27 protein-coding genes and 1 tRNA gene are annotated in these 25,587 nt (G+C 62.6%); 8 read left to right on the top strand and 20 right to left on the bottom strand.

Annotation, left to right across the window (positions count from 1 at the left end; translation table 11 throughout):
* Window positions 1–64 precede the first annotated feature (64 nt).
* A complete protein-coding gene (locus tag B0G82_RS04135; protein WP_106282139.1) occupies window positions 65–763 on the top strand; it encodes a fumarylacetoacetate hydrolase family protein in 699 nt (232 codons plus the stop codon).
* Between the two features lie 25 nt (window positions 764–788).
* Window positions 789–1,433 carry a maleylacetoacetate isomerase gene (gene maiA, locus B0G82_RS04130; protein ID WP_116143044.1) on the top strand — a complete coding sequence of 215 codons (645 nt, stop codon included), beginning with the start codon at window positions 789–791 and terminating at the stop codon, window positions 1,431–1,433.
* 92 nt (window positions 1,434–1,525) lie between these two features.
* Here the strand turns inward: maiA and ftsY are convergent, their stop codons facing one another.
* Window positions 1,526–2,689 carry a signal recognition particle-docking protein FtsY gene (gene ftsY / locus B0G82_RS04125; protein WP_116143040.1) on the bottom strand — a complete coding sequence of 388 codons (1,164 nt, stop codon included), beginning with the start codon at window positions 2,687–2,689 and terminating at the stop codon, window positions 1,526–1,528.
* A 241-nt stretch (window positions 2,690–2,930) separates the two neighbouring features.
* Here ftsY and rsmD point away from each other — a divergent pair, with 241 nt between their 5' ends.
* The 3 genes from rsmD to B0G82_RS04110 all read left to right on the top strand — a co-directional run bounded on the left by rsmD (window position 2,931) and on the right by B0G82_RS04110 (window position 4,494).
* Window positions 2,931–3,545 (top strand): 16S rRNA (guanine(966)-N(2))-methyltransferase RsmD, encoded by a 615-nt coding sequence (rsmD, locus tag B0G82_RS04120; protein ID WP_116143038.1) that lies wholly within the window; start codon window positions 2,931–2,933, stop codon window positions 3,543–3,545.
* A gap of 112 nt (window positions 3,546–3,657) precedes the next feature.
* On the top strand, window positions 3,658–4,173 hold the full coding sequence (gene coaD, locus B0G82_RS04115; protein WP_012431643.1) for a pantetheine-phosphate adenylyltransferase: 516 nt from the start codon (window positions 3,658–3,660) through the stop codon (window positions 4,171–4,173).
* Window positions 4,174–4,236: 63 nt separating this feature from the next.
* Window positions 4,237–4,494, top strand: coding sequence for a YfhL family 4Fe-4S dicluster ferredoxin (locus B0G82_RS04110; RefSeq protein ID WP_121306728.1), 258 nt, complete (start codon window positions 4,237–4,239; stop codon window positions 4,492–4,494).
* Window positions 4,495–4,570: 76 nt separating this feature from the next.
* Here B0G82_RS04110 and hisC read toward each other — a convergent pair whose 3' ends face one another.
* From hisC to B0G82_RS04070, 8 genes are all read right to left on the bottom strand, one after another.
* The gene (gene hisC / locus B0G82_RS04105; protein WP_121306727.1) at window positions 4,571–5,650 is read right to left on the bottom strand and encodes a histidinol-phosphate transaminase; all 1,080 of its coding nucleotides are present in this window, start codon (window positions 5,648–5,650) and stop codon (window positions 4,571–4,573) included.
* A gap of 70 nt (window positions 5,651–5,720) precedes the next feature.
* The gene (gene pth, locus B0G82_RS04100) at window positions 5,721–6,323 is read right to left on the bottom strand and encodes an aminoacyl-tRNA hydrolase (RefSeq protein ID WP_106282127.1); all 603 of its coding nucleotides are present in this window, start codon (window positions 6,321–6,323) and stop codon (window positions 5,721–5,723) included.
* A gap of 150 nt (window positions 6,324–6,473) precedes the next feature.
* On the bottom strand, window positions 6,474–7,097 hold the full coding sequence (locus B0G82_RS04095; protein ID WP_106282125.1) for a 50S ribosomal protein L25/general stress protein Ctc: 624 nt from the start codon (window positions 7,095–7,097) through the stop codon (window positions 6,474–6,476).
* Window positions 7,098–7,260: 163 nt separating this feature from the next.
* Entirely contained in the window at window positions 7,261–8,217 is a 957-nt protein-coding gene (locus B0G82_RS04090; protein ID WP_006048037.1) for a ribose-phosphate pyrophosphokinase, read from the bottom strand.
* A gap of 44 nt (window positions 8,218–8,261) precedes the next feature.
* Window positions 8,262–8,338, bottom strand: a tRNA-Gln gene (locus B0G82_RS04085).
* A gap of 49 nt (window positions 8,339–8,387) precedes the next feature.
* Entirely contained in the window at window positions 8,388–9,269 is an 882-nt protein-coding gene (gene ispE, locus B0G82_RS04080; protein WP_121306726.1) for a 4-(cytidine 5'-diphospho)-2-C-methyl-D-erythritol kinase, read from the bottom strand.
* Between the two features lie 65 nt (window positions 9,270–9,334).
* Complete coding sequence (gene lolB, locus B0G82_RS04075) at window positions 9,335–9,967, bottom strand: lipoprotein insertase outer membrane protein LolB (protein ID WP_121306725.1); 633 nt, start codon at window positions 9,965–9,967, stop codon at window positions 9,335–9,337.
* The gene (locus B0G82_RS04070; RefSeq protein WP_121306724.1) at window positions 9,967–11,808 is read right to left on the bottom strand and encodes a tetratricopeptide repeat protein; all 1,842 of its coding nucleotides are present in this window, start codon (window positions 11,806–11,808) and stop codon (window positions 9,967–9,969) included. The genes lolB and B0G82_RS04070 overlap by 1 nt, the downstream gene beginning before the upstream one ends.
* Before the next feature lie 87 nt (window positions 11,809–11,895).
* On the opposite strand from B0G82_RS04070, the gene mutM reads away from it, so the two are divergent.
* Window positions 11,896–12,726 (top strand): bifunctional DNA-formamidopyrimidine glycosylase/DNA-(apurinic or apyrimidinic site) lyase, encoded by an 831-nt coding sequence (mutM, locus tag B0G82_RS04065; RefSeq protein WP_121306723.1) that lies wholly within the window; start codon window positions 11,896–11,898, stop codon window positions 12,724–12,726.
* Between the two features lie 7 nt (window positions 12,727–12,733).
* Window positions 12,734–13,861: an A/G-specific adenine glycosylase gene (gene mutY, locus B0G82_RS04060; protein ID WP_199730054.1), complete on the top strand. Its 1,128-nt coding sequence runs from the start codon at window positions 12,734–12,736 to the stop codon at window positions 13,859–13,861.
* Window positions 13,862–13,890: 29 nt separating this feature from the next.
* Here mutY and B0G82_RS04055 read toward each other — a convergent pair whose 3' ends face one another.
* From B0G82_RS04055 to kdsD, 11 genes are all read right to left on the bottom strand, one after another.
* The gene (locus B0G82_RS04055; protein ID WP_012431654.1) at window positions 13,891–14,526 is read right to left on the bottom strand and encodes an LON peptidase substrate-binding domain-containing protein; all 636 of its coding nucleotides are present in this window, start codon (window positions 14,524–14,526) and stop codon (window positions 13,891–13,893) included.
* A 39-nt stretch (window positions 14,527–14,565) separates the two neighbouring features.
* Window positions 14,566–15,459 (bottom strand): RNase adapter RapZ, encoded by an 894-nt coding sequence (gene rapZ, locus B0G82_RS04050; RefSeq protein ID WP_116148688.1) that lies wholly within the window; start codon window positions 15,457–15,459, stop codon window positions 14,566–14,568.
* A 97-nt stretch (window positions 15,460–15,556) separates the two neighbouring features.
* Window positions 15,557–16,525 carry an HPr(Ser) kinase/phosphatase gene (hprK, locus tag B0G82_RS04045; protein ID WP_012431656.1) on the bottom strand — a complete coding sequence of 323 codons (969 nt, stop codon included), beginning with the start codon at window positions 16,523–16,525 and terminating at the stop codon, window positions 15,557–15,559.
* A 127-nt stretch (window positions 16,526–16,652) separates the two neighbouring features.
* Window positions 16,653–17,168 (bottom strand): PTS sugar transporter subunit IIA, encoded by a 516-nt coding sequence (locus B0G82_RS04040; RefSeq protein WP_012431657.1) that lies wholly within the window; start codon window positions 17,166–17,168, stop codon window positions 16,653–16,655.
* A gap of 298 nt (window positions 17,169–17,466) precedes the next feature.
* A complete protein-coding gene (gene raiA / locus B0G82_RS04035; RefSeq protein ID WP_106282113.1) occupies window positions 17,467–17,823 on the bottom strand; it encodes a ribosome-associated translation inhibitor RaiA in 357 nt (118 codons plus the stop codon).
* Window positions 17,824–18,071: 248 nt separating this feature from the next.
* The gene (locus B0G82_RS04030) at window positions 18,072–19,583 is read right to left on the bottom strand and encodes an RNA polymerase factor sigma-54 (protein ID WP_116143022.1); all 1,512 of its coding nucleotides are present in this window, start codon (window positions 19,581–19,583) and stop codon (window positions 18,072–18,074) included.
* A gap of 187 nt (window positions 19,584–19,770) precedes the next feature.
* Window positions 19,771–20,556, bottom strand: coding sequence for an LPS export ABC transporter ATP-binding protein (lptB, locus tag B0G82_RS04025; protein ID WP_121306721.1), 786 nt, complete (start codon window positions 20,554–20,556; stop codon window positions 19,771–19,773).
* On the bottom strand, window positions 20,553–21,224 hold the full coding sequence (gene lptA / locus B0G82_RS04020; protein ID WP_106282107.1) for a lipopolysaccharide transport periplasmic protein LptA: 672 nt from the start codon (window positions 21,222–21,224) through the stop codon (window positions 20,553–20,555). Before lptA ends, lptB begins: the two co-directional genes overlap by 4 nt.
* Window positions 21,225–21,244: 20 nt before the next feature.
* Window positions 21,245–21,853 carry an LPS export ABC transporter periplasmic protein LptC gene (gene lptC, locus B0G82_RS04015; RefSeq protein WP_012431662.1) on the bottom strand — a complete coding sequence of 203 codons (609 nt, stop codon included), beginning with the start codon at window positions 21,851–21,853 and terminating at the stop codon, window positions 21,245–21,247.
* Entirely contained in the window at window positions 21,850–22,410 is a 561-nt protein-coding gene (locus B0G82_RS04010; RefSeq protein WP_106282105.1) for an HAD family hydrolase, read from the bottom strand. The genes lptC and B0G82_RS04010 overlap by 4 nt, the downstream gene beginning before the upstream one ends.
* On the bottom strand, window positions 22,410–23,393 hold the full coding sequence (kdsD, locus tag B0G82_RS04005; protein WP_121306720.1) for an arabinose 5-phosphate isomerase KdsD: 984 nt from the start codon (window positions 23,391–23,393) through the stop codon (window positions 22,410–22,412). The genes B0G82_RS04010 and kdsD overlap by 1 nt, the downstream gene beginning before the upstream one ends.
* A 161-nt stretch (window positions 23,394–23,554) precedes the next feature.
* Between kdsD and B0G82_RS04000 the strand changes: the two genes are divergently transcribed.
* Window positions 23,555–25,558, top strand: a complete 2,004-nt coding sequence (locus B0G82_RS04000) for a cation:proton antiporter (RefSeq protein ID WP_121308610.1) — start codon at window positions 23,555–23,557, stop codon at window positions 25,556–25,558.
* Window positions 25,559–25,587: the final 29 nt, after the last annotated feature.

Raw genomic sequence — 25,587 nt, 5'->3', positions numbered from 1 at the left:
CCGCGCGTTACACTCGATGTTTTATCGCCGCACAGGCGGCACACATCAAGAAACGGAGAACGGGATGAGTTACGTATTTGCACCCGCACCGGTGGTCGCGGTGCCGGTTGTGGGGTCCAGCGAGCAGTTCGCGGTGCGTCGCATCTACTGTGTGGGCCGCAATTACGAGGCGCACGCGCGCGAGATGGGACATGATCCCGACCGCGAACCGCCGTTCTTCTTCGCCAAGCCAGCCGATGCCGTGCTGTACGTCGCGCCCGGTGCTACCGGCGAGTTTCCGTATCCGTCGCTGTCGAAAAACGTCCACTTCGAGATGGAAATGGTGGCGGCGATCGGCAAGGGCGGCAAGAACATTCCAGTCGAGAGCGCGCTAGACCACGTGTACGGCTACGCGCTCGGTCTCGATATGACGCGCCGCGATCTGCAGGCCGAAGCCAAGAAGCTGGGCCGTCCGTGGGATACCGCGAAGGGCTTCGATCACTCGGCGCCGCTCGGCCCGATTCATCCGGCGGCGACGGTCGGCCATGTCGACAAGGGCGCGATCTGGCTATCGGTGAACGGCGAAGAAAAGCAAAACTCCGACGTGTCGCAACTGATCTGGTCGGTGGCCGAGACGATCGCTTATCTGTCGACGCTGTTCGAACTGCAACCTGGCGATCTGATCTTCACCGGCACGCCGGAAGGCGTCGGCGCAGTGGTGCAGGGCGATCTGATGAAGGGTGGCGTGGACGGGCTCGGCGAGCTCAGCGTGCGCGTCGTCTGACGGCCGGTTGGAGGAGACAGGCAACATGAAGCTCTACAGCTATTTCCGTAGCTCGGCGTCTTATCGCGTGCGCATTGCGCTGAACGTGAAGAATCTGCCGTACGACTACGTGCCGGTGCATCTCGTGCGCGACGGCGGCGAGCAGTTGAAGCCCGAATACCGCAAGGTGAACGCGGACGGGATCGTGCCGACCTTTGTCGACGGCAATGAAGTGATGCCGCAGTCGCTCGCGATCATCGAGTATCTGGAAGAGATGCATCCCGAGCCGCCGCTGTTGCCCAAGGCGCCGGCAGATCGTGCGTATGTGCGCGCGCTGGCGTTGCAGGTGGCGTGCGAGATTCATCCGCTGAACAACCTGCGCGTGCTGAAGTATCTGAAGCACACGTTGGGCGTCGACGATTACGCCAAGGACGCCTGGTACCGGCATTGGGTGGAAGCCGGCTTCGCGACGTTGGAAACACATCTGGCGGCAGATTCCCGCACCGGCAAGCTGTGTTTCGGCGATACACCGACCATTGCCGACACCTGTCTGATTCCGCAGGTGTTCAACGCGCAGCGCTTTAAGGTCGACACAGCGAAGTTTCCGACGATTCAACGCATCTACGATCACGCGATGCAACTCGACGCGTTTGCCCGCGCAGCGCCGGGCGCGCAGCCGGACGCTGAGTAATTCGTGATGATCCGGCAGGCGGAATGAAAAAAGGGCACTTTTCGGAGTGCCCTTTTTTCTGCCTAAAGCTTAGCCCGCGAGCGCCGTGGCGCTTAGCCGCCCAGCAACGCGTCGGAAAACTCTTCCGCGCTGAACGGCTGCAAATCCTCGACCTTTTCGCCGACGCCGATGAAGTACACCGGAATCGGACGCTGCCGTGCGATCGCGGCCAGAATGCCGCCCTTCGCCGTGCCGTCGAGTTTGGTGACGATCAGGCCGGTGAGGCCGAGCGCGTCGTCGAAAGCCTTCACTTGCGCGAGCGCGTTCTGGCCGGTGTTGGCGTCGATCACCAGCAACACCTCGTGTGGCGCACCGTCTTGCGCCTTGCCGATCACGCGCTTGACCTTGCGTAGTTCTTCCATCAGATGCAGCTGGGTCGGCAAGCGGCCGGCCGTGTCCGCCATCATCACGTCGATTTTGCGCGCGCGCGCGGCGCCGACCGCGTCGAAGATCACCGCAGCCGGGTCGCCGCTTTCCTGCGAGACCACGGTTACGTTGTTGCGCTGACCCCAGATGGCCAGTTGCTCGCGCGCGGCGGCGCGGAACGTGTCGCCTGCGGCCAGCAGCACGGATTGATCGAAACTCTGCAGATGCTTGGCGAGCTTGCCGATGCTGGTGGTCTTGCCCGCGCCGTTGACGCCGGCGATCATCATCACGAGCGGCTGCGCGCGACCGAGCATGAGCGATTTTTCCAGCGGCTTGAGCAGATCGACTAGCAACGTGCGCAGCGCGATTTTGACCTGCTGGGGATCGGCGAGGCGCTCGGCGCGCACTTTTTCGCGCAGCGCTTCGAGCAGGAATTCGGTGGCGTCGACGCCAGCGTCCGACATCAGCAGCGCGGTTTCGAGCTCTTCGTACAGATCTTCGTCAATCTTCGTGCCGACGAAAATGCCGGTCAGGTTCGAACTCGTCTTCGACAAGCCGGTCTTCAGACGCGTTAGCCACGAACGCTTGGCGCCCGCGTCCGGCAGCGGCGGCGGGACGACTTCGACAGTTTCTTCGAGCGCGAATGCTTCAGGCTCGGGATCGATTGCGGACGGAGCGGCCACCGGCGGCGTCTCGATGCGAACCGGAGCCGCGGCCGGCTGCGGCGTGGCCGGCGCGACGGGCGCCTCGACCGCGCCTGCGGGCGTCGAGCCTTCTGGCGCGGTTTGCGACTCTTCTGGCGCGTTATCGGACTCTTTCGAACCCTTGAATCGTTTGAAAAAGCTGAACATGATCTGGCGTGGTGAGAGCGCGCGCCGATGCGCGCAGCCGGCACAAGACCGGTGGGAGCGGCAGGCAGCGTTGCGATGCGGGATGCAAGGCGCTGGAAGCCGCACATTTTATCAGGCGCGCCGCCGGCCGTCGTATCGGCCGAACGGCCAGGCTGGACGCGGGGCGTCGCTGTGGTAACGTTGGCGCTCCGGCCCGCATATTTCGTCGTCGCGGGCGCTTCAATAACGTAATCGAAACCGCATGCCCCGTTCCGCACCTTCACGCGCCCATGGCGCTTCGTCCAAAGGCGGCAAGCCGCACGCCATCCGTATCATCGGCGGCGACTGGAAGCGCACGCCTTTGCCCGTGCTCGATCTCGACGGCCTGCGCCCCACGCCCGATCGCGTGCGCGAGACGCTGTTCAACTGGCTCGGGCAGAATCTGGACGGCCAGCGCTGCCTCGATCTGTTCGCCGGCAGCGGCGCGCTGGGGTTTGAGGCCGCGTCGCGCGGCGCGGCACGGGTCTTGATGGTGGAGCGCAATGCGCGCGCTGCCAGCCAGTTGCGCGCAAACCAGGAACGCCTGGCGGCGCGCACAATCGAAATCGCTGAAGCAGACGGTTTGCGTCTTGCCGCGAGCCTCCCGCCCGGTTCGTTCGACGTGGTGTTTCTCGATCCGCCCTTCGGCGACGACCTGCTCGGCAAAGCGCTCGCGCTGGCGGCGCCGCTCGTGAGCGCAGACGGATTCCTATATGTGGAAGCGGGTGAGGCGCTCGAACTCGACGGGAACGAGACGCTCGCGGGCTGGGACATTGTGCGGCAAGGTAAAGCCGGCGCTGTCCACTTTCATTTGCTGCAGCGCGAAAATAAGGAATAATGCGCGTTCCAAAACAAGCGCCGGACGGTTCGCCGTCACGGGCGCGGTCGGTGCCAAATGCGTCGCGTGGACGCTTTGACGTGCCCTTTTGTCTGAAGAGAGGAGAAGTCTCATGGTAGTCGCCGTGTACCCGGGCACGTTCGACCCGCTGACGCGCGGTCACGAAGACCTCGTTCGGCGCGCGTCGAGCATTTTCGACACGCTGGTGGTCGGCGTTGCCGACAGCCGCAACAAGAAGCCATTTTTCACGCTCGAAGAGCGCCTCGACATCGCTCACGAAGTGCTCGGGCACTACCCGAACGTTCAGGTGATGAGCTTCAAAGGGCTATTGAAGGATTTCGTGCGCACCAACAACGCGCGCGTGATCGTGCGCGGCCTGCGGGCTGTGTCGGACTTCGAATATGAGTTCCAGATGGCCGGCATGAATCGCTATTTGCTGCCCGACGTCGAAACCATGTTCATGACGCCGTCCGATCAGTACCAGTTCATCTCGGGCACGATCGTGCGTGAAATCGCCCAGCTCGGCGGCGACGTCAGCAAGTTCGTGTTCCCGTCGGTCGAGAAATGGTTGACGGAAAAAGTCGCCGCGATGGATCCGGCCAGCGGCGCTTCGGCGGGACAACCGTAACCGGCGTAAACTGTTGGTTTGACGGATCAAAGCCGGCTGCGGCCGGCGTGAAGTGAGAGAAGTATGGCCTTGATGATTACCGACGAGTGCATCAATTGCGACGTGTGCGAGCCTGAGTGCCCGAACGACGCAATTTCGATGGGCCCGGAAATCTACGTGATCGACCCGAAAAAATGTACCGAGTGCGTCGGGCATTTCGACGAGCCGCAGTGTATTCAGGTGTGCCCGGTCGAATGTATTCCGCGCGACCCGGACCATCTGGAGACGCCTGATGGCTTGATGGCGAAGTACCACGCGCTGCAGGTCGCGAAGGGCGCCTGAGGTACGAAGTCAAAAGAAAACGGCGGGGCTTTTTGGCCTCGCCGTTTTCTTTTGGCGGTGATGCTTTTGCGCGGTCCTATCCCACGTACGCGCTGAATATCTCGCGCAACGCGTCCAGCAGAATGTCGCATTCGGCGTCGGTGCCGACCGAGATGCGCAGATGCTGGTCGATGCGCGGCGCCTTGAAATGGCGCACGAAGATCTCCTTTTCCCTCAGTCGCAGCACAAGCGTCGCGGCGTCGTAGCCCTCATGGCGAGCGAACAGCAGATTCGCCGCCGACGGCACCACCTCGAAGCCCAATGCCGTCAGCCCCGCAGCCAGTCGCTCGCGGCTTGCCACGACTTTGGCGCAGGTGTCGCGAAACCACGCGTCGTCTTCGTATGCCGCCACGGCGGCGACTTGCGCAAGGCGGTCGAGCGGATACGAGTTGAAACTGTCCTTCACGCGGTTCAGCGCGCCGATCAACTCCGGGTTGCCGAACGCAAAGCCGACGCGGATTCCGGCCAGCGAACGCGACTTCGACACGGTCTGTACGACCAGCAGATTCGGATAACGGTCGATCAGACCGATGGCCGATTCGGCGCCGAAATCCACATAGGCTTCGTCGATCACCACGACGGAATCGGGATTGCTCGCCACCAGGCGCTCGATATCGGCGAGCGGCAGCGGCCGGCCGGTCGGCGCATTCGGATTCGGGAACAGGATGCCGCCATTCGGCGACTTGTAGTCGTCGACGTTGATCGCGAAGCTGTCGTCCAGCGGGATGGTCCGGTAGTCGACTTCGAAAAGGCGCGCATACGTCGGATAGAAGCTGTACGTGATGTCCGGAAACAGCAGGGGCTTGTCGTGCTTGAGCAAGGCCTGGAACGTGAGTGCGAGCACTTCGTCAGAGCCGTTGCCGGCAAACACCTGTTCCGCGCGGATGCCGTGGTACGCGGCCACCGTTTCGCGGAGCTTGTACGCAGTCGGATCGGGGTAGCGCCGCAGCGATTCGGCCGCGTCGCCCAGTTCCCGCCGGATCGCTTCGAGCACCCGCGGCGACGGCGGATACGGATTCTCGTTGGTATTCAGCTTGACCGGATGCGCGACCACGGGCTGTTCGCCCGGCACATACGGCGTCAGACGGTGAACGATGTCACTCCAATAGCGGCTCAAGCGGTTCTCCTCCCAAACAAGATCGTTGCTGTCGACGGCGTTACGGCAAGCTGGCTTCCAGCGAAACAGTCTAAGGGTTGCGATGCAGTTGCATCATTGCGCGTTCCAGTTCGCCCTTGATGATTTGCGGCATGACGGCAAGCCCACGCTCGATCGACGCATCGATCACGTCCTGCTCTTCCCGGCGCGGCGGCTTCAGCACGTAGTTGGCGACGTCGGGCTTGGCACCGGCGCGCGCGCTCTCAGGAATCAGGTCGCGCGGATGGCCGATGCCGATCCGCAGCCGCCAATACTGCTGCGACGACAGATGCGCGGTAATGTCCTTCAGCCCGTTGTGGCCGCCGCTGCCGCCGCCGAGCTTCAGCTTGATGCTGCCGGGCGGCATGTCGAGTTCGTCGTGCGCGACCAGGATTTCGTCGGGGAGAATTTTGAAGAACTGCGCAACCGCCACGACCGATTGGCCGGAACGGTTCATATACGTCTGCGGTTCCAGCAGATGTACTTCCTCGCCGTGAAGCCGTGCCTTGGCATAGAAGCCGTGGAAACGCCGTTCGTCGCGCAGCGTCGCGCCTGCTTCGCGCGCCAGTTGATCGACCAGCCAGAAGCCGGCGTTGTGGCGCGTCGCGGTATATTCGGCGCCCGGATTGCCGAGGCCGACGATCAGCTTGATCATGATTGCGTAGGTCCGTCTGGCCCGAAAGCTGAACGCAGCCGAGCCGAAAAAAACCGAAAAAAAACCCGCCGGGGCGAACCTCGGCGGGTCACGTCGACCGTTTCATTCAAACGGATCGAGAGGATTTCTTGCTCTTTGCCTGAGGCGCCCTTAAGCAGCCGGCTTTTCGCCTTCGCCTTCAGCAGCAGCGGCGTCGCCTTCAGCGATTGCGCCAGCCGGGATCGTTGCAGCTGCGACCACCGGGTTTTCTGCTTCGACGTGAGCAACCAGCGACACACCTGCCGGCAGCTTGATGTCTTTGGCGTGAACCGAGTGACCTGCTTCGATCGTCGCCAGATCAACTTCGAGGAATTCCGGCAGTGCCGACGGCAGGCACTCGATTTCGATTTCGTTGATGACGTGCGAGATCACCGCGCTCGACAGCTTCACTGCCGGGTTCGATTCCTGGTTCATGAAGTGCAGCGGCACCTTGGTGTGCAGCTTCTTCTTCGCGTCGACACGTTGGAAGTCCACGTGCAGCACGAGCTGACGGAACGGGTGGTATTGCACGTCGCGCAGCAGAACCTGTTGCGACTTGCCTGCCACTTCCAGATCGAGGATCGACGAGTGGAAAACTTCTTTCTTCAGCGCGTGCCACAGCGCGTTGTGGTCCAGTTCGACCAATTGCGTTTCAGCACCAGCGCCATATACGATGCCCGGGGTCTTGCCCGAGTTACGCAGGCGGCGGCTCGCACCCGTACCTTGCAAAGAACGCTCGAAAGCGACTACTTTCATTTTGAATCTCCAATGCACTGCCCGCGACCAGGCAGTAAAAACGGGGCCTCCAAGCCAGATGGCTGAGGCCCCAGAGCTGCGGCACGAACCTTCGTTCGTTCATGCCGATTGTGCAAAAGCGCAGCTTGCCGCCAGAAGCGGCGCACTGCGCCTTCGCAAATACTTAACTTTCAGCGAACAGCGACATGACCGAATCGCCGCGGCGAATCCGCGAGAACGTTTCGGCAAGCAGGCCGGCGCTGGTCAACGAACGGATCTTTGCGCACGAGCGGGCTTCTTCGCCTAGCGGGATCGTGTCCGTGACAACGAGTTCGTCGAGTGCGGAAGCCGCGATACGCTCGCCCGCGCCGCCCGACAGAACCGGGTGCGTGGCGTAAGCGAACACCTGCTTTGCGCCGCGTTCCTTCAAAACTTGTGCTGCCTTGCAGAGCGTGCCGGCGGTGTCGACCATGTCGTCCATGATCACGCAGGTACGGCCTTCGACTTCGCCGATGATGTTCATCACTTCGGCAACGTTCGCCTTCGGGCGGCGTTTGTCGATGATCGCGAGATCGCAATTCAGTTGCTTGGCCAATGCCCGGGCACGCACCACGCCGCCGACGTCCGGCGAAACGACCAGCAGGTTCTCGTAGTTCTGCTTGCGCAGATCGCCGAGTAGCACGGGCGTAGCGTAGATGTTGTCGACCGGAATGTCGAAGAAGCCTTGGATCTGGTCGGCGTGCAGATCCATCGTAATGATCCGCTCGACGCCGGCGATTTCCAGCATGTTCGCCACGATCTTCGCCGAGATGGCGACGCGCGCGGAACGCGGGCGGCGATCTTGACGAGCATAACCAAAGTAAGGGATGGCTGCGGTGATCCGGCCGGCGGATGCGCGCTTGAGCGCATCGACCATGATCATCAGTTCCATCAGGTTGTCGTTCGCCGGTGCGCACGTGGACTGCAGGACGAAGACATCCTTGCCACGCACGTTTTCCTGAATCTCGACTTGGATTTCACCGTCCGAGAAACGGCTAACCATTGCTTTGCCGAGGGGAATACCGAGGATTTTGACGACTTCCTGTGCAAGCGCGGGATTTGCGTTGCCAGTAAAAACCATCAGGCCGTCATGGCTGCTCATCGTGCACCTGCTTCAGGCTGGGGGCGAGGGAAATGCGAGAATTTTGGCAGGGGAGGAAGGAGTCGAACCTTCGAATGCCGGAATCAAAATCCGGTGCCTTAACCAACTTGGCGACTCCCCTACACTAACTTTGAGCTTCACCGAACGAGGAGCGTTCGACGATGCAAAACTTATGACGCGAAAGTAAAGAGTGGATGCTGATCGAGACCTGCGGTCACTGCGCTATTCCATTCGGCTGGCAGTTTGGCTTGCACCGCTTCTGCTTCAGCTTTACTTCGGAACGCGGCAAAAACACTCGCACCTGATCCAGACATCCGCGCTGGCGCGACGTTTTCAAACCATCGCAACACATGCGCTACTTCCGCGTATTTTCCTACGACAACCTGCTGCATGTCATTGCGGCCGAAACTTTCTGGCCACTCAGTGTTGCAGCTAAGTTCTGCAGGAAAGTCCGTAATTGTGAGGGGTTTTGAATCTCTTGTCAACGCTTTTTCAGAGAAAATCGCTGCAGTCGGAACATGAACCCTCGGCGTCACTACTAGGAAATGGCGCGGCGGCAATTGTACAACGTCTAAAGCTTCTCCGACACCCTGTGCGAACGCATTTTTTCCGAAAACAAAAAACGGCACATCGGCGCCAAGTTTCAATGCCAGCGCCTGCAACTCCAGGCGCGGCAGATTGAGCTTCCACAGACGGTTCAGCGCGAGCAGCGTCGTCGCCGCATCAGAGCTGCCGCCGCCAAGGCCGGCACCCATCGGCAGACGCTTGTCGATTTCGATATCGACGCCTTCAGGCGAGCCCGTATGCGCTTTGAGCAGCGTCGCCGCGCGCACAGTCAGGTCGTGTTCCGGCGGCACGTCGGCGATTTCGGTGCTGCGCGTGATGAGTCCGTCCTCACGTCGCGTGAAGTGCAGCGTGTCACCCCAGTCGAGCAACTGGAAGACCGTTTGCAGCGTGTGATAGCCATCCGGCCGGCGGCCTGTGATGTGCAGGAAGAGGTTGAGTTTCGCTGGCGCGAGGCAATCGCGCAGCGAATCGGTCGTTTCAATCATGAGTCGAGGCTACATGCGCCAGATGGCGCCGAAGAAGCGGCAAGGTTGCGCGAGACGGCGCGAGGTTACTGATCCAGCACGAGCTTGATGTCGAGCGGCGGTTCCGAACGGCTCAGGTTGATGCGCTTCACACCAGTGGCGGGCGCGTCGGCATAAGCCAGATAGTCGATCGTCCAGCCGTCCTGTGTGATTTGCTTGAGCCGCGACGGTTGCTCGGGATCCTTCTCGGTCCTGGCGCGCGAAGTGGGCGCCGGCGACGGTTGCAGCCAATAGCGCAGCCCTTCGACCGGCAACGCGAAGCCGAGCGCATTCTGCATCAGCGTGGAGACGTTATCCGCGGTGAGCGGCTGGCGATTCGGCAGCTCCAGCGTTGCCGAAGCCGGCGACGACGTCACCACCGCCAGCGTCTGGCCGAGCGGGTTGCGCAACTGCAGGGTCACGGTGTCGCCGGTTTCCCGCCACGTGAAGTTGCCGTAAGCGTTGCGCTGCTGGCCGTTCTGATCGTTGTACTGGACCGCGAAACGGCCTTGGTAAGCACGGCTCGTCTGCGCGGTGACGGAAGTCGCGGCATTCGACGTGGACGGCCCTTGCGGTTTGACCGATGCACAACCGGCCAGTGCGACGACCGCTGCCGCAGCGAAAGCGAACGCGGCGCTGCGCGGCGCCCGAGGAAAGTAAATCAAACGGGAAAGACGCATCAAAGATCGTTCACCTGAAGACGTTGGAGCGTTTTGACAAGCGTGTCGTTGTCCGGTTCGAGCTTGCGCGCATCGCGGAAAGCGGCGCGCGCCTGATCCTGATTGCCGGTTTTCCATAGCACTTCGCCGAGGTGCGCGCCGATTTCGGCGTTCGGCTGCATGTCGTACGCTTTGCGCAGCAGCTTGATTGCGTCCGAGGTGTTGCCCATCCGGTATTTGACCCAGCCGACGCTGTCCATGATGAACGCGTCGTTCGGCGCCAATGAGGATGCCTTCTCGACCAGCTTATCCGCTTCGGCGAGGCGCTGATTGCGATCGGCCAGCGAGTAGCCGAGCGCGTTATACGCTTGCGGATTGTCGGGCTGCGTCTGGATCAGCTTGCGCAACTGCGCTTCCATGACGTCGTAATGGCCGGTTTTCTCGGCGGACATCGCGTAGTCGTAGGTCAGATCGGGGTCGTCGGGAAATTGCGCCGTGGCTCGCTGCAGGCGTGATTCCGCCTCCGGGTAGCGCTTCGCGTCGAACAGGATCGCCGCGTCGGTGCGGGAGATCAGCGCCTGGTCGCGCGGATCCGGCGCCGGCAGGTTAGCCAGCAGCTTGCGTGCGTCGTCGGTCTTGCCCTGCTTGGCGAGCAATTGCGCGCGCGTGATCTGCGCCGGCACATATTGCTGGCTCGACGGCGAGATCTTGTTCAGCCAGTCGCTCGCGGCCGCTTCATCCTTCTGCTCGAGCGACAGTTGCGCAAGGTAGATGTACGCCTGGCCCGGATCGGCGCCCTGCGTTTTTTCGGCTTGCTGGGCGTACTGCGTCAGGTAGGTTTGCGCGTCGGCGAAATTCTTCTGCTGGATCTTGATCAGCGCGAGCGCCATGAGCGGCGTCAGCTCGTTCGCGTTGTTCTTGTGCATGGTCTCGAACTGCTTCTGCGCGTCGTCCAGACGGTCGCTCGCGAGATACATCTGCGCAAGCGCGAGACGCGCGTCATGCGATTTCGGATTCTGCTGCACGTACTTTTCGAGCGAAGCGATGCCTTCCTTGCGCTCTTCCGGGCCCATTTGCGACAGCGTCAGCGCTGCCGGTAAATAGTCGGGCTTGAGCGCGAGCGCCTGTTCGAGCGACTTGCGCGCGCCCGGTGCGTCGTCCGATACGAGTTGCTGGCGTGCGATCGCCAGTTGCGCTTCGGGCCGGTTCATGTCGTTCTTGAGCAGATCCTGCAACACGTGCAGGCCGCCGATCCGGTTCGGGCCGCGCGAGAGCAGCAACTGCAACGCGAGGATCGCGCTGCCGCGATTGTCGGCGGGTACGCGTGCGAGTTCACGGGCGAGGATGGGCGCCGCGTCGTCAGGTTTGCCGGACAACACGAGCAGCGATGCGTCGAGTTGCGCGGCGCGTTCCGAGTTCGGCGCATACTGCTGCCACAATTGCGCGGCGGCCAACGCGTCCGACGGACTCTGCGCGGCCAGCGCGATCTCGGTGGCGCGCTGCGCCATACGCGGATCGTGCGTGTCCCGCGCGAGCGCGAGGTAAGTCTGATAGGCGGGCGCCGGTTGGTCGCGCTGCAGCGCGACCTCGGCAGCGAGCACCTGGAATACGATCTGGCTCGTTAGCGGCACGCCGGGCAGCGACTTCTGGTCTTCCGCCGATGCCGGGCCGAGCGGATCCGGCAAGGTGACCGAGGTGTCATCCGAGTCCGGCGAGGGGTCCTGCGCGTAAGCGGGCACGGCCGCCAGTGCCCAGACTGCGAGCGCTGCCGCACCGAGCATCCGGCGAGCGGACACGGCGTGCGGTACGCGGAATGCGCTAGCCGGGCGCTTCAAAAACAGCTTCACGAAGGACAAGTTCATGGAAATCCGTTCAATGTTTCGGACGATTGTAACGCGCTCGCTACAATACGCGCACAACCACTCACGCAAGTTGCACACCAGTTAGACATGCCAGAGTTGCCAGAAGTTGAGGTTACCCGACGGGGAATCGAACCGTATGTGTCCGGGCGCAAGGTTGAGCGCGTGGATGTGCGCACGCCCGCATTGCGCTGGCCAATTCCGGCCGATCTTGCGAAAACCTTGCGCGGCCATGTGGTGCGCAAGGTCGAGCGGCGCGGCAAGTACCTGCTGTTCGAGATCGACGCGGGCTGGTTCATCGTGCATCTTGGCATGACTGGGACGTTGCGGGTGCTGCGTCACGTGCCGCATCCGCCGGCCGCGGCGAAGCACGATCACATCGACTGGATTTTCGACGAGTTCATTTTGCGCTATCGCGATCCGCGGCGCTTCGGCGCGGTGCTGTGGCACCCGCGCGAAGCCGGCGACGTGCTCGAGCATCCGTTGCTCGCGAGCCTCGGCGTCGAACCGTTTTCGCCCGCGTTCTCCGGCGCGCTGATGCACCGGCTCACGCGGGGGCGCAAAGTCTCGGTGAAGCAGGCACTGCTGGCGGGTGAAGTCGTGGTCGGCGTGGGCAATATCTACGCGTCGGAGAGCCTGTTTCGCGCCGGCATCCGGCCGACCACCGCGGCGGGGCGCGTCTCGCTCGTGCGCTACGAGTTGCTGGCCGACGCCGTGCGTGTGACGCTCGCCGCCGCCATCGAGAAGGGCGGCAGCACGTTGCGCGACTTCGTCGGCAGCAACGGCGAAAGCGGTTACTTCCAGCTCGATTATTTCGTCTATGATCGCGCCGGACTGCCATGCCGCGTGTGTGGAACGCCGATCAAACAGATCGTGCAAGGGCAGCGTTCAACGTATTTCTGTCCCACCTGCCAGCGCTAAATCGTCGATGCCTTCTCGTTTAACTCCGCGTTCCACTTCGTCCGCCGCGCCGCAAGCGCCTGCCGTTCCAGTCATGTCTGATTTTTCCGTGCGTCTGATCGCGTGGCAGCGTCAGCATGGCCGGCATGATTTGCCGTGGCAGAACACGCGCGATCCGTATCGCATCTGGTTGTCGGAAATCATGCTGCAGCAGACGCAGGTGTCGACGGTGATTCCGTACTACGCGAAATTTCTCGCGCGTTTTCCGACCGTCGCCGCGCTCGCCGCCGCGCCGTCTGACGACGTGATGGCGTTGTGGGCCGGCCTTGGTTATTACATACGTGCACGCAACCTGCATCGCTGCGCGCAGGTCGTGGTCGAGCAACATGGCGGTGCGTTTCCGGCATCGGTCGAGGAACTGGCGGAATTGCCGGGCATCGGCCGCTCGACGGCGGCGGCGATCGCGTCCTTCGCATTCGGCGCGCGCGCGACGATTCTCGACGGCAACGTGAAGCGCGTGCTGGCGCGCGTGTTCGGCGTCGAAGGTTTCCCGGGCGAAAAGAAAGTCGAAAACGCGATGTGGACGCTGGCGGAGTCACTGCTTCCGTCGAACGCATCGGATGCGGACGTCAGCGCGTACACGCAAGGCTTGATGGATCTCGGCGCGACGCTGTGCGTGCGCGGCAAGCCGGACTGCCTGCGCTGTCCGTTCGCCGCCGACTGCGTCGCCAACCTGACCGGACGTCAGCGCGTACTGCCCACGGCGCGTCCGAAAAAGACCGTGCCGACGCGCCGCACATGGATGCTGGTGCTGCGCGACGGCAACGCGGTGATGCTGGAGAAGCGTCCGCCGTCCGGTATCTGGGGCGGCTTGTGGAGCCTGCCCGAAGCCGCCGACGAAGCCGCGCTCGCCGAACGTGCGCGCGCTTTCGGTGGCGACGGTGCGGTCTCTCCGCTTGCGCCGCTCACGCATGTGTTCACGCATTTCAAACTGGATATCGAGCCGCGCCTCGCGGAACTGGATCGCGGAGTCGGCGCTTTGGCCGCGCTGGGCGATGCCGACACCGCGTGGGTCGCGCTCAGCGATCTCGATTCGTTCGGTGTTCCGGCGCCCGTGCGCAAGCTGCTGGACGGGTTGCAGGGCTCGCTGATCTGATCAATCCGCCAGGAGCGCGGCGGCCGCCTTCAAAGTAATTGATGCTGCTGCATATAGTGATGAACCACGTCGATCCGCGCGCCGGCGTCCTGCAATTCCATCAATTTCTGGCGGGCACGCAGCGCGATCGGCAGCACTTCGGCTAGACGGTTCGACACCCATGACGGATCTTCGAGTCTGAACGGTTCCGCGAACGGCAGGCTGTCCGGATCGCGTTCGCGGATCGTCGCGATGATCCGTTCGAGCACTTCCGCGCATGCGCCGAATTTGGCGAGTTGCTCGTTGCCTTCGAGCGGCATGTCCTCGCCGAGCGGCTCAGCCATGCCGACCAGCAAACCGCTCGATTCGACGCGATGCGACAGCAGACGAAAACGCCGCGTGCCGCGCGCGCGAATCAGCAGCATGCCGAAGGCTTCGACATCGCACTCATCGATTTCAGCGAGACAGCCGATTGCTTCGGGCACCGAAGGCTCCTCCGCACGCGCCACTTCCGCGCCGCTTTTCAGCAGACATACACCGAACGGCGTTTTTTCACGCAGACAGTCGCGCGCCATGTCGAGATAGCGCGCTTCGAAAATCTTCAGCGGCAGCAGTCCGTCGGGAAACAGCACCGTATGCAGCGGAAACAGCGGCACATCGGCAAGCACAGTAGAAGTAGAAGACATGGCGCAACGCTTCGAGTTGAGGCCGCGCGATGCGGCCGGTTAAGCCACTAACTTCGATGATTCGCCGGCTTCAACCGGCGCATCGCGGTGCCGCACAATGACATTCGCCGACGTTGCGAGACGCGCGGCGAGCGTCTCCGCAATGAATACCGAGCGGTGCTGGCCGCCCGTGCAACCGATCGCGACGGTCAGATAACTGCGGTTGTCGTCGCGGAAATGCGGGAGCCACTTGGCGAGAAATTTTTCGATGTCGTCGATCATTTCGTGCACGACCGGCAGCGCATCGAGAAAATCGATCACCGGTTTGTCGAGGCCCGTGAGCGGCCTCAATTCATGATCGTAGTACGGGTTCGGCAAGGTGCGCACATCGAACACGAAATCCGCGTCGAGCGGCACGCCGCGTTTGAAACCGAACGACTCGAACATCAGCACGAGCCCTGAATCTTTCTGCTCGATGAAGCGCTTGACCCAAGCACGCAGCACGTTCGCGCGCAGATTGCTGGTGTCGATCTGATGGCCGAACTCCGCCAGACCCGCCACGAGTTCACGTTCGCGTTCGATCGCTTCGGCGAGCGAGGTGAGCAGGCCGACGTCGGCGTCGTGCGACGTGGAACCGGACAGCGGATGGCGGCGGCGCGTTTCGGAGAAGCGTTGAATCAGCGACTGCGTGCTTGCGTTGAGGAAAAGCACGCGCACGTCGTGGGCACGGGACAGGTCGCGGATCATGGCGGGCATTTCATCGAGCGAGGCGCTCGAGCGCGCGTCGATCGCGACCGCGAGGCGGTCTTGCCCGTCCTCGGCGAGATAGGAGGCCAGTTGCGGCAGGAAGCGCGGCGGCAAGTTGTCGACGCAGTAATAGCCTGCGTCTTCAAGCGCGTTCAGGGCAACTGATTTGCCGGAGCCGGATATACCGGTGATCAGGATTATGCGCATGGAGTCGTCAAAACCGTACATTTCATCATAGCATCTGGTCCTACCGCGCGTACCCGCGGCCTGCCGTTGACTGCGGATACGGCCGAGTCTTGCGGACTCAGATCAGTTTGCCGGGAAACTGGCTGTCGGGGTCTTGCATGGCGAGGCGCTGGCGATCCATGAAGTCGCGCAGCGTGTCGATGCCGCGCAGTTGCAGGATCGTGTTGCGCACGGCGGCCTCGACCAGCACGGCAAGGTTGCGGCCGGCCGCCACTTGAATCGTGACCTTGCTGATCGGCAGGCCGAGCACGTCGACCGTCTGGCTTTCCAGCGGCAGCCGCTGGAATTCGCCATCGGGACGGCGGACCAGTTGCACGATCAGTTTGAGCTTCATTTTCCGACGCACCGCGGTTTCACCGAAAATCGTCTTGATGTCGAGCAGGCCGAGGCCGCGCACTTCCAGCAGGTTTTGCAGCAGCGGCGGGCAGCGACCTTCGACGAAGTCGGGACCGAGGCGCACGAAATCGACCGCGTCGTCGGCAACGAGACCGTGGCCGCGGCTGATCAGTTCCAGCCCGAGTTCGCTCTTGCCGAGGCCCGAGTCGCCAGTGAGCAGCACGCCCATGCCGAGAATGTCGAGAAACACGCCGTGCAACGTGGCACGCGGCGCGAGAATGCGCGACATGTAGAGGCGCAGGCTGTCGATCACCGCGGCGGCGGACATCGGCGTGGTGAACAGCGGCGTGGACGAGCGCGTGCAGCGCAGGACCAGTTCCGGCGGTGCGGCGACGCCGCCCGCCACCACCAGAAACGGCGGTTCCAACGCAATCAGCTCGGCCATGTGGCGCGAGCGGTCTTCGTCGGTTTGGCGCTTGTAGTAGTCGATTTCGGCGTCGCCGAGCACCTGGATCCGGTTCGGGTGGATCAGGTTCAAGTGGCCGACGAGGTCGGCGCTCGACGTGGCATTGGCGACCGATTCCGAAGAAAAGCCGCGCTCCCAGCCTTCATGCCCCGTCAGCCAGCTGAGCTTCAGCATGGCCGCGTTATCGTCGAAAATGCTTTGGGCGTTGATGCTGGACGTATCCATGAGTCAGTGACTCCAGTGTGGGCCGCTTGCCGGACAAAGCAACGGCCGCGCTAGCGCGGGCCGGTTGCGTTGTCAGACTGTATCCGCACCTGCGCGGATCACCGGCGTGCGGATAACCGCCGATGCATCAAGGTTGCCACTGAGTGAGCAGGCGATGCAATGATTCGCGGTCTTCTTCCGTATGCAGACGCTCGCGGGCTTCGCGATCGGACAGCAACTGCGCGATTTCCGAAAGGATTTCGAGGTGCTGTTGGGTGGCCTGTTCGGGCACGAGCAGGAAGATGAGCAACGAGACCGGCTGACCGTCGGGCGATTCGAAGGGGATGGGTTCGGCAAGACGGACGAACGCGGCGAGCGGCTGCTTCAAGCCTTTGATCCGGCCATGCGGAATCGCCACGCCTTCACCAAGGCCAGTCGATCCGAGGCGCTCGCGCGCGAACAGATTGTCAGTGACCGTGCTACGGGCGATGCCGTTCTGGTTCTCGAAGATCAGGCCCGCTTGCTCGAACACACGTTTCTTGCTGGTGACCGATAGTCCGACGACGACGTTCTCGAGGGGAAGAAATTTGGCTAAACGATTCATGTTGACAGGCGAAAACGTGGCCTGGGTTCTCCTCGCTGGGGCGTTTGAGTGGCGTTCCATTCGTTCGATGCTCACGGCGACATGCGTTGGAGTCCGAAAGCGCAGGACTCCGGCCGACCGACTTTCGCTTTAGCTTACCTGACCCCGATGGTAACCGGAACATTATAGAACAGGGTAGCCACGGATGGTGCGGCGCGCCATCAATGCGTATTGAGTTCTTTTGAAGCGAGGGCACAGGGTGCGACGCCGCGCGAAAAGCAGCGTCCGGAAACAAAAAACCGCCCGGGTCCGGGCGGTTTCGCTGGTTAAGGGAAGACGAAGAGCCAATGAAGAAACGAAAAGCGCCTTCTGGTTTCCCTTATTGCGGCGGCACGTCGAGTTGCGGCGCCGGTTGATACTTGATCGCCTCATGCGCATGGCCTTGCAGACGATCCTTATGGCGGATGACTTGCCGGTCAAGCTTGTCGATCATCAGATCGATCGCAGCGTACAGGTCGCTGTCACAGCTCTCGACAAAGATGTCCTTGCCCTTGAGATGCAGGTTGATTTCAACCTTTTGACGCTTTTCCTTTTCCTTGTGGTTGTCGACCGAGAGGACCACACTGCCGTCGATGACCTGATCAAAATGTCTTAGCACCCTATCCAGTTTGGTGATCACGTATTCGCGCAACGCAGGCGTTACTTCGAGGTGGTGTCCACTGATCTGCAGATTCATAGTGCTTCTCCAAGCTAATGGCCGCTTGGTCCGCACGATGACGAAGGTCCGGTCGATCTGTCGGCTTGCCTGAGTCGCCCCCCGGTGGCTGACTGCTGGCAGGTCGCATCGGCCGGCCTGTCCGCCAACTGCGGAGCGGCCGGTAAATGCCCGCCGCGGAAGGCGACGGGCTCAAGACAAACGCCGGGCCGCCCCAAGTTGTCTTGCCCCCTCGGGGGGCTGGTGCGAAGCGACAGCTTGGGGGCGCGCTACAGAGACTTGCGCAGGTTGACTGCCGGGATCTTGAGCGCTTCACGGTACTTCGCAACGGTACGCCGTGCGACCACGAAGCCCTGTTCCGCCAGCAGTTCGGCTATGCGACTGTCCGAAAGAGGAGATTTCGGGTTTTCCGCTCCTATCAGTTGCTTGATAAGCGCGCGGATCGCCGTTGAAGACGCCGCGCCGCCCGTGTCAGTCGAAACGTGTGATCCGAAGAAGTACTTAAATTCAAGCGTCCCGAATGGGGTCAGCATGTATTTACCGGTTGTCACACGCGAGACAGTTGACTCGTGTAGGCCCAGCGTATCAGCAATTTCCCGCAAAACCAAGGGGCGCATGGCAATTTCGCCGTGGACAAAAAAGCTCTTCTGACGTTCCACAATTGCCTGCGCCACGCGCAGAATCGTCTCGAAACGCTGCTGGATATTTTTGATCAGCCAACGCGCTTCCTGCAGTTGCTGGCGCAACGAACCACTGCCCGGATCGCCCCGGTTATTGCGCAGAATATTCGCGTACAAATGATTAATCCGCAGCTTCGGTACCACCTCCGGGTTCAGCTCGGCCTGCCAGCCCTGTGCCGTTTTGCGCACCATGATGTCCGGAACGACATAGTCCGCTTCGGCCTTGCCATAGGCCGCGCCCGGAAACGGTTCTAGCGAGCGGATCAGCACGTGCGCATCGCGCAGATCGTCGTCGTTGGCCTTCAGATGCTTGCGCAGTCGCGTGAAATCGCGCGCCGCGAGCAGTTCGAGATGGTGAGCGACGATGTCGAGCGCGAGCGTGCGTGTAGGCGAGCCATCGAGCCGCAACAATTGCAGCTTGAGACATTCCGACGCGGAACGCGCGCCGACCCCGGCCGGGTCGAAGCTATGCAGCAGCGCAAGCGCGGCGTTCATTTCGTCAAGGTCGACTTCGAGCTCTTCGGGCAGATCGGCCAGCACTTCTTCGAGCGTGGCGGCCAGGTAGCCGTCGTCGTCGAGTGATTCGATCAGGAAGGTGATCAGCGCCCGGTCGCGCTGGCTTGCCTGGGTGACGCGCAATTGCGCCATCAGGTGATCGCGCAGCGAGGTGCTCGATTCATGGATTTGCAGCGGCGGCAGGTCGTCGTCGTCAGAGGCGTTGCCGGAGCGGCCGTAGTCGTCGAGATTCCATTGCGACGCGTCGCCGTTGCCGTCGCCCGCAAGGCCGTTGTATTCGTCGACGCCCTGAGGCTCGCCGTTCTCGGCGCGCTCGCTGCTGGACGAGGACGATGTACTGCCGCCCATCTGGTCGGGCGGCGGGGAGGAGTTGGGCGCCTGCGCGATCAGCGAGCCGTCGGCCGCTACGCGCAGCGGGCTCGCGATCCAGTCGTCCTCGTTTTCGAGGAGCGGATTCTGCGAGATCGCCATTGCAACTTCTTGCTGCAGTTCGAGCGTAGACAGCTGAAGCAGCCGGATGGACTGCTGCAGCTGCGGCGTCAGCGCAAGATGCTGCGATAGGCGGAGTTGGAGGCTGGCTTTCATGGCAAGTTGAGATTCATTGTAGAGAGTTTGCCACGACCGCGATACCTTGCGACATTCGCAATTACGCGTGCGCCAGTTTTGGGCGGCGGCGGGCGCAAGACGGCCCGGCTCAAAAATGCGGATGTGCGGTTGCCGCATGGAGAGGCCGGCCGGTGCGCGCTCGCACGGCCGGTAATCCCTCATGCGCTTACATGCGGAAGTGCTCGCCCAGATAGACGCGCCGCACGCTTTCGTTTTCGATGATCTCGCTCGGCGCGCCGGCGGCCAGCACGCTGCCGTCGCTGATGATGTAGGCGTGATCGCAGATGCCGAGCGTTTCACGCACGTTGTGGTCGGTGATCAGCACGCCGATATTGCGCTGCTTCAGAAATTTAACGATCTTCTGAATTTCCAGCACGGCGATCGGGTCGACGCCCGCAAACGGTTCGTCGAGCAGAATAAAGCTCGGATTGGTAGCCAGCGCCCGGGCGATCTCGACCCGGCGACGCTCGCCGCCCGACAGCGAGAGCGCCGGATTTTCGCGCAAGTGCGCAATCTGCAACTCGTCGAGCAAGGCTTGCGTGCGGCTCGTGATGGCGTCTTTGCTGAGCCGCGCGCCGTTGTCTTCGTGCTGCAATTCCAGCACCGCGCGAATGTTTTCTTCGACGCTCAGCTTGCGGAACACCGAAGCTTCCTGCGGCAGATACGACAAACCCAGCGAAGCGCGCTTATGGATCGGCAGCAGGCTGATCGACTTGCCGTCCAGATCGATCTCGCCCGCGTCGAGCGGCACGAGGCCGACGATCATATAGAACGATGTGGTCTTGCCCGCGCCGTTGGGGCCGAGCAGACCGACCACTTCGCCGCTTTTCACGTCGAGCGACACGTCTTTGACGACCGTGCGCGAGCCGTAACGCTTCTTCAGGTTGCGCACCACCAGCGAACTGCTGGTGCCGGCCGGCTTGCGATTGGGGAGGGACGCTGAGGTGCTCACTGGTTCGGGGCTCCCTGGATCGTCGTGGACGGCGCAAGCGTGGCCGACGCACCGTTCAGCGGCGCTGCGCCGCCATTGCGCGGCGACAGCATGGCGCGCACGCGGCCAGTCGGGTTGCCCGGGCCGGCGACGTCCTTGCCCGCCTTCGCCGTGTAGAAGTCGTTCTGGCCGTCGTACGTGACAACGCTGCCGTGCACCTGGTCCATCACCGTGGAGAGGCCTTGCAGGCGCTTCACGGTAGCGTTGGTGGTAAGCGTGGTTAGATCCTGCTTGCCGTCGTAGTCGATACGAACAGCCGTGCCTTCAATGTACTCGTCGAGGCCTTCGCGCTTCTGGCGGAAGTACGACAGATTGCCGCCGCTCGAAGTGCCGGTGGCGTACTGATAGCCCTGCGGGTCTTGTGTCACTTCGACACGGTCGGCCTTGATGACGATCGTGCCTTTGGTGGCGACCACATGGCCTGTGAAGATGTTGACCTGCTTCAGGTCGTCGTAAGTCATGTTGTCCGCTTCGATGTTCAGCGGCTTGTCCTTGTCGGCACGGTCGGCGTGCGCGAGCGGCGCGAAGCCGGCAAGCGGCAACGCGACGATTAGCGCAGCGAGTCCGGCGCGCCACGCGGACAGGGTGCGTGGGCGGCCGGTATCAAAACGGGGGAACGATTCGTTCATGCAGTCACGCCTGGAATGGATTACCCGGGTTGCTTGGGCGAGCTGCCGCCTGCTTCGGACGGGGCGATGTTGCCTTTCACGTTGCCGAACAGCTGCATTACCCGGGTGACGTTGTTGTAGTTCATGCCGCTGGCAGTCATCACCGACATGCCGCGCTGAAGTTTAACCGGCTTTTCAGTCTCGATCACATCGTCGTTGACCAGCACCCTAAAATGCTGCGAATCCGCTTGCATCTGCGGATCTCCGTAGCCGGGCGCCCGCACGATGCGCGCGTTGTCGTACAGATCGACGATCGACGCATCACCATTCACCTTGCCGGTGTCGCCGGTTGCCGTGACGATCGGCTTGCCGGGCTGGAACGCGCGCATGGCCGGCTTGACCAGGTCGCTCAGCTCGTCGTCTTCGTAATGGATTAGCGACTGGGCGGTCAGCCGGTATTGCGTCGAGCCCGACTGATCGAGTTCGGAAACCGAGAAGTTGTCGGCGAAGTAGTCCGGCGTGTGCTCTTTGGGACGCACCACCCCTTCGTTCTGCCGGGGCAGGGTGGCTTGCAGCAGCCACCACGTGATACCGGCGAGCGCAGCCATGGCGACCAGCGGAATCAGTGACGTCAGGCGAAACTGGTTCATCCGACGAGGCCCCGCTGTTCGCCGCTACAGGCGGCCGCGAGCAGCGCTTCGTATTTGTGCTGCGCGCGCAGCAGCGTATCCACGACTTCACGCGCCGCGCCGTGGCCGCCGCGTGCCTCGCTGACCCAATGGGCCCGCGCGATCACTTCAGGATGCGAGTTGGCCGGCGCGGCCGCGAAGCCGACCTTCAGCATCACGGCGAGATCGACCCAGTCGTCGCCCATGTAGCCGCATTCTTCGGCGCTCAGGCCGGTTTGCTGCAACAGGTCCGCGAACGCCTGAGGTTTGTCCTGCACGCCCTGATAGACGTGCGTGACGTTCATTTCCTTCGCCCGTACCGCGACGATGCCCGACTTGCGCCCAGTGATGATCGCCGTCTCGATGCCGGCTTCGCGCAGCAGCTTCATGCCGTGGCCGTCCATCGAATGGAAGCCCTTCATCGTGTCGCCTTCCGCCGTGAACAGCAGGCCGCCGTCGGTCAGCACGCCGTCGACGTCGAAAATCATCAGCTTGACGCGGCTTGCGCGTTCGGTCGCGGTGGGCGGAGCAATGGCCATCAGATCACCTTCTTCGAGAACAGGTCGTGCATGTTGAGTGCGCCGATCAGCTTGCCTGCTTCGTCGACGACCAGCATCTGATTGATCCGGTGGCGCTCCATCAGTTCCACGGCTTCGACCGCGAGTTGATCCGGACCGATGGTGCGCGGGCCGGCGGTCATGACCGAGGCGATCGACAGTTCGCGGAAATCGCCGTCGCGTTCGAGCACGCGGCGCAGATCGCCGTCGGTAAAGATGCCGACGACGCGCTCATCCTGATCGACGATCGCGGTCATGCCCATGCGCTTGGCGGTCAACTGAAACAGCGCGTCGCGCACGGTGGCGTCGGGCGTGACCTTCGGCACCTGGTCGCCGGTACGCATGACGTCGCGGACATAAGTGAGCAGGCGCCGGCCGAGCGCACCGCCCGGATGCGAGCGCGCGAAGTCGTCGCGCCCGAAGCCGCGCGCGTCGAGGACCGCGACGGCAAGCGCGTCGCCCAGCGCGAGCGCGGCGGTGGTGCTGGCGGTGGGCGCAAGATTCATCGGGCAGGCTTCTTTCGCTACGCCGGAATTCAGGTGCACGTCGGCCAGTTGTGCGAGACTCGATGACGGACGGCCCGTCATGGCAATCAGCTTCGCGCCGAGCCGCTTGATGAGCGGGAGGATCGCCACGAGTTCTTCGGTTTCACCGGAATTGGACAGCGCGAGGAACACGTCCTCGGCGGTGACCATGCCGAGGTCGCCGTGGCTGGCTTCAGCGGGATGCACGAAGAACGCCGGCGTGCCCGTGCTGGCGAGCGTGGCCGCGAGCTTGCGGGCCACGTGGCCGGATTTGCCGATGCCGGAAACGACCACGCGCCCGCGGCAACCCAGGATGAAGTCGACCGCCCCGACAAAACCATCGTCGAGTTGATCGCGAAGCGCGCGCACGGCGTCCGCTTCGATGTCGAGCACGTCGCGAGCGAGCGCGAGTGCCCGGTCGCCATTGATTTTCGCTATCATTCGCGAAGTATAGCAAAGGCGCCTGTTCGCCGCGCCGGGCCTGCTGTGCCGAGCCGCTGTCTTTATCGCTGCCTTTAACGGCCCCTCAACCTTGTCGCACGGCGTTTCTCGTGCGCGGTTCCGCTGACGAACGAGGACGCTTTACCGATGCGTTTTTGCCGATGATTTCCCCCCTCGAAATGACGCTGTTCCTGCTGCTGGCATCGGTGGCAGGCGTGGTGGTGTTTCGCTTTCTGAATCTTCCGCCGATGCTCGGCTATCTGACGGTGGGCATCGTCGTCGGTCCGCATGCGTTCGGTCTGATTCCCGACTCGGCGGGCGCGCAGAACCTCGCCGAGTTCGGCGTGGTGTTCCTGATGTTTTCGATCGGGCTGGAGTTCTCACTCGCCAAGCTGCGCTCGATGCGCCGCCTCGTGTTCGGCCTCGGCCTGTTGCAGGTGATCGGCACGATCGCGGTGGCGGTCTCGCTCGGCTTCGTGCTGGAGCGCTGGGTGCACATCACGTGGCAAGCGAGCGTCGCACTGGGCGGCGCGCTCGCCATGTCGTCGACGGCGATCGTCAGCAAGATGCTGGCGGAGCGATTGGAAATCGAGACCGAGCACGGCCGCAATATCTTCGGCGTGCTGCTGTTCCAGGATCTGGCGGTGGTGCCGCTGCTCATCGTCATCGCTGCGCTGGGTGGCAACTCCGAAGATCTCGTCAGTTCGCTCGGCGTGGCGGCCATCAAGATCGTCGTGGCGTTGTCGCTGCTGTTGATCGTGGGCCAGCGCTTCATGACGCGCTGGTTCAACGTGGTGGCGCGGCGCCGTTCGCAGGAACTGTTCATTCTCAATCTGTTGCTGGTGACGCTGGGTTGCGCGTTCATCACGGACAAGTTCGGTTTGTCGCTCGCGCTCGGCGCGTTCATCGCCGGCATGCTGATCGCCGAGACGCCGTACCGGCATCAGGTGGAAGAAGACATCAAGCCGTTTCGCGACGTGCTGCTCGGGCTGTTCTTCATTACCACCGGCATGCTGCTCAATCCGCGCGTGATCTGGGAGCATCCGCTGATCGTGCTCGGCTTTCTGGTCGGCCCGATTCTGCTGAAAGCGATCATGGTGACGGGCCTGTCGCGCCTGTTCGGCGCGTCGCCGGGCGTCGCGATGCGCACCGGCATCGGCCTCGCGCAAGCGGGCGAGTTCGGCTTCGTGCTGCTGAATCTGATTCTCGACAAGCATCTCGTCGACGCCACCCTGCTGCAGGCGATTCTCGCAGCCATGCTGCTGTCGATGCTGGCCGCGCCGTTCATGATCCAGAACGCGGACCGGATCGTGCTGCGGTTGTCGTCGACCGAATGGATGATGCAGTCGTTGCAAATGACGCGCATCGCCACGCAGAGTCTCAAACAAAGCGGCCACGTGATCATTTGCGGCTATGGCCGGGCTGGGCAGAATCTGGCGCGCATGCTGGAACATGAAGGTTTGTCGTACGTCGCGCTCGACCTCGATCCTGATCGTGTCGCGGCAGCCGCGGCTGCGGGTGAATCGGTCGTGTTCGGCGATGCTGGGCGGCGCGAGTCGCTGCTTGCAGCCGGTATCCATCGGGCGGCAACGATTGCGATCACCTATGCGAATACGCCGTCGGCATTGCGCGTGCTGCACAACATCCACGAACTGGAGCCGACGCTGCCGGTGATCGTTCGTACTGTCGATGACGCCGATCTGGAAAAACTGCTGGCAGCGGGCGCGACCGAGGTGATTCCGGAAATCGTCGAAGGCAGTCTGATGCTCGCGTCGCACACGCTCGTCGTGATGGGCGTGCCGATGCGGCGCGTGGTGCGGCGGGTCGAGGAAATGCGCGACGAACGCTACGCGCTGCTGCGCGGCTATTTCCACGGCGCCGACGACGTGGACGACGACGACGGCCACGAACAGGTGCGGCTACAATCGGTGCCGGTCGACGAAAACGCGGACGCGGTAGGCCGGACGCTCGCGGACCTGGGCCTGTTCGAGATCGGCGTGGAAGTGACGGCGATTCGCCGGCACGGCATTCGCGGCGTCGAGCCGGATCCGTCCACCAAGCTGCGCGCGAGCGACATCGTGGTGCTGCGCGGTCTGCCCGAACAGTTGGCGGAGGCCGAGGAACGGCTCTCGAAACACCGGCGCGCGGGCGCCGCCGCGGCCTGAAATTTGCGCTCATGCCTGGCTGGGTGAGC

Origin of the sequence: Paraburkholderia sp. BL17N1 (assembly GCF_003634175.1) — a bacterium.
Classification (GTDB): domain Bacteria; phylum Pseudomonadota; class Gammaproteobacteria; order Burkholderiales; family Burkholderiaceae; genus Paraburkholderia.
This window is presented reverse-complemented; position numbering and strand designations above follow the sequence as displayed.

Coding starts and splice junctions, on each gene's coding strand:
- mutM (WP_121306723.1), top strand. CDS start 11,896: ATGCCAGAGTTGCCAGAAGTTGAGGTTACCCGACGGGGAATCGAACCG.
- raiA (WP_106282113.1), bottom strand. CDS start 17,823: ATGAATCTGCAGATCAGTGGACACCACCTCGAAGTAACGCCTGCGTTG.
- lptA (WP_106282107.1), bottom strand. CDS start 21,224: ATGAACGAATCGTTCCCCCGTTTTGATACCGGCCGCCCACGCACCCTG.
- B0G82_RS04055 (WP_012431654.1), bottom strand. CDS start 14,526: ATGTCTTCTACTTCTACTGTGCTTGCCGATGTGCCGCTGTTTCCGCTG.
- pth (WP_106282127.1), bottom strand. CDS start 6,323: ATGATCAAGCTGATCGTCGGCCTCGGCAATCCGGGCGCCGAATATACC.
- lolB (WP_121306725.1), bottom strand. CDS start 9,967: ATGCGTCTTTCCCGTTTGATTTACTTTCCTCGGGCGCCGCGCAGCGCC.
- hprK (WP_012431656.1), bottom strand. CDS start 16,525: ATGGATACGTCCAGCATCAACGCCCAAAGCATTTTCGACGATAACGCG.
- ispE (WP_121306726.1), bottom strand. CDS start 9,269: ATGATTGAAACGACCGATTCGCTGCGCGATTGCCTCGCGCCAGCGAAA.
- B0G82_RS04095 (WP_106282125.1), bottom strand. CDS start 7,097: ATGAAAGTAGTCGCTTTCGAGCGTTCTTTGCAAGGTACGGGTGCGAGC.
- rsmD (WP_116143038.1), top strand. CDS start 2,931: ATGCCCCGTTCCGCACCTTCACGCGCCCATGGCGCTTCGTCCAAAGGC.
- B0G82_RS04110 (WP_121306728.1), top strand. CDS start 4,237: ATGGCCTTGATGATTACCGACGAGTGCATCAATTGCGACGTGTGCGAG.
- maiA (WP_116143044.1), top strand. CDS start 789: ATGAAGCTCTACAGCTATTTCCGTAGCTCGGCGTCTTATCGCGTGCGC.
- kdsD (WP_121306720.1), bottom strand. CDS start 23,393: ATGATAGCGAAAATCAATGGCGACCGGGCACTCGCGCTCGCTCGCGAC.
- rapZ (WP_116148688.1), bottom strand. CDS start 15,459: ATGCGCATAATCCTGATCACCGGTATATCCGGCTCCGGCAAATCAGTT.
- B0G82_RS04010 (WP_106282105.1), bottom strand. CDS start 22,410: ATGGCCATTGCTCCGCCCACCGCGACCGAACGCGCAAGCCGCGTCAAG.
- B0G82_RS04040 (WP_012431657.1), bottom strand. CDS start 17,168: ATGGAACGCCACTCAAACGCCCCAGCGAGGAGAACCCAGGCCACGTTT.
- B0G82_RS04090 (WP_006048037.1), bottom strand. CDS start 8,217: ATGAGCAGCCATGACGGCCTGATGGTTTTTACTGGCAACGCAAATCCC.
- B0G82_RS04070 (WP_121306724.1), bottom strand. CDS start 11,808: ATGAACTTGTCCTTCGTGAAGCTGTTTTTGAAGCGCCCGGCTAGCGCA.
- ftsY (WP_116143040.1), bottom strand. CDS start 2,689: ATGTTCAGCTTTTTCAAACGATTCAAGGGTTCGAAAGAGTCCGATAAC.
- coaD (WP_012431643.1), top strand. CDS start 3,658: ATGGTAGTCGCCGTGTACCCGGGCACGTTCGACCCGCTGACGCGCGGT.
- B0G82_RS04030 (WP_116143022.1), bottom strand. CDS start 19,583: ATGAAAGCCAGCCTCCAACTCCGCCTATCGCAGCATCTTGCGCTGACG.
- lptC (WP_012431662.1), bottom strand. CDS start 21,853: ATGAACCAGTTTCGCCTGACGTCACTGATTCCGCTGGTCGCCATGGCT.
- mutY (WP_199730054.1), top strand. CDS start 12,734: ATGCCTTCTCGTTTAACTCCGCGTTCCACTTCGTCCGCCGCGCCGCAA.
- B0G82_RS04135 (WP_106282139.1), top strand. CDS start 65: ATGAGTTACGTATTTGCACCCGCACCGGTGGTCGCGGTGCCGGTTGTG.
- B0G82_RS04000 (WP_121308610.1), top strand. CDS start 23,555: ATGATTTCCCCCCTCGAAATGACGCTGTTCCTGCTGCTGGCATCGGTG.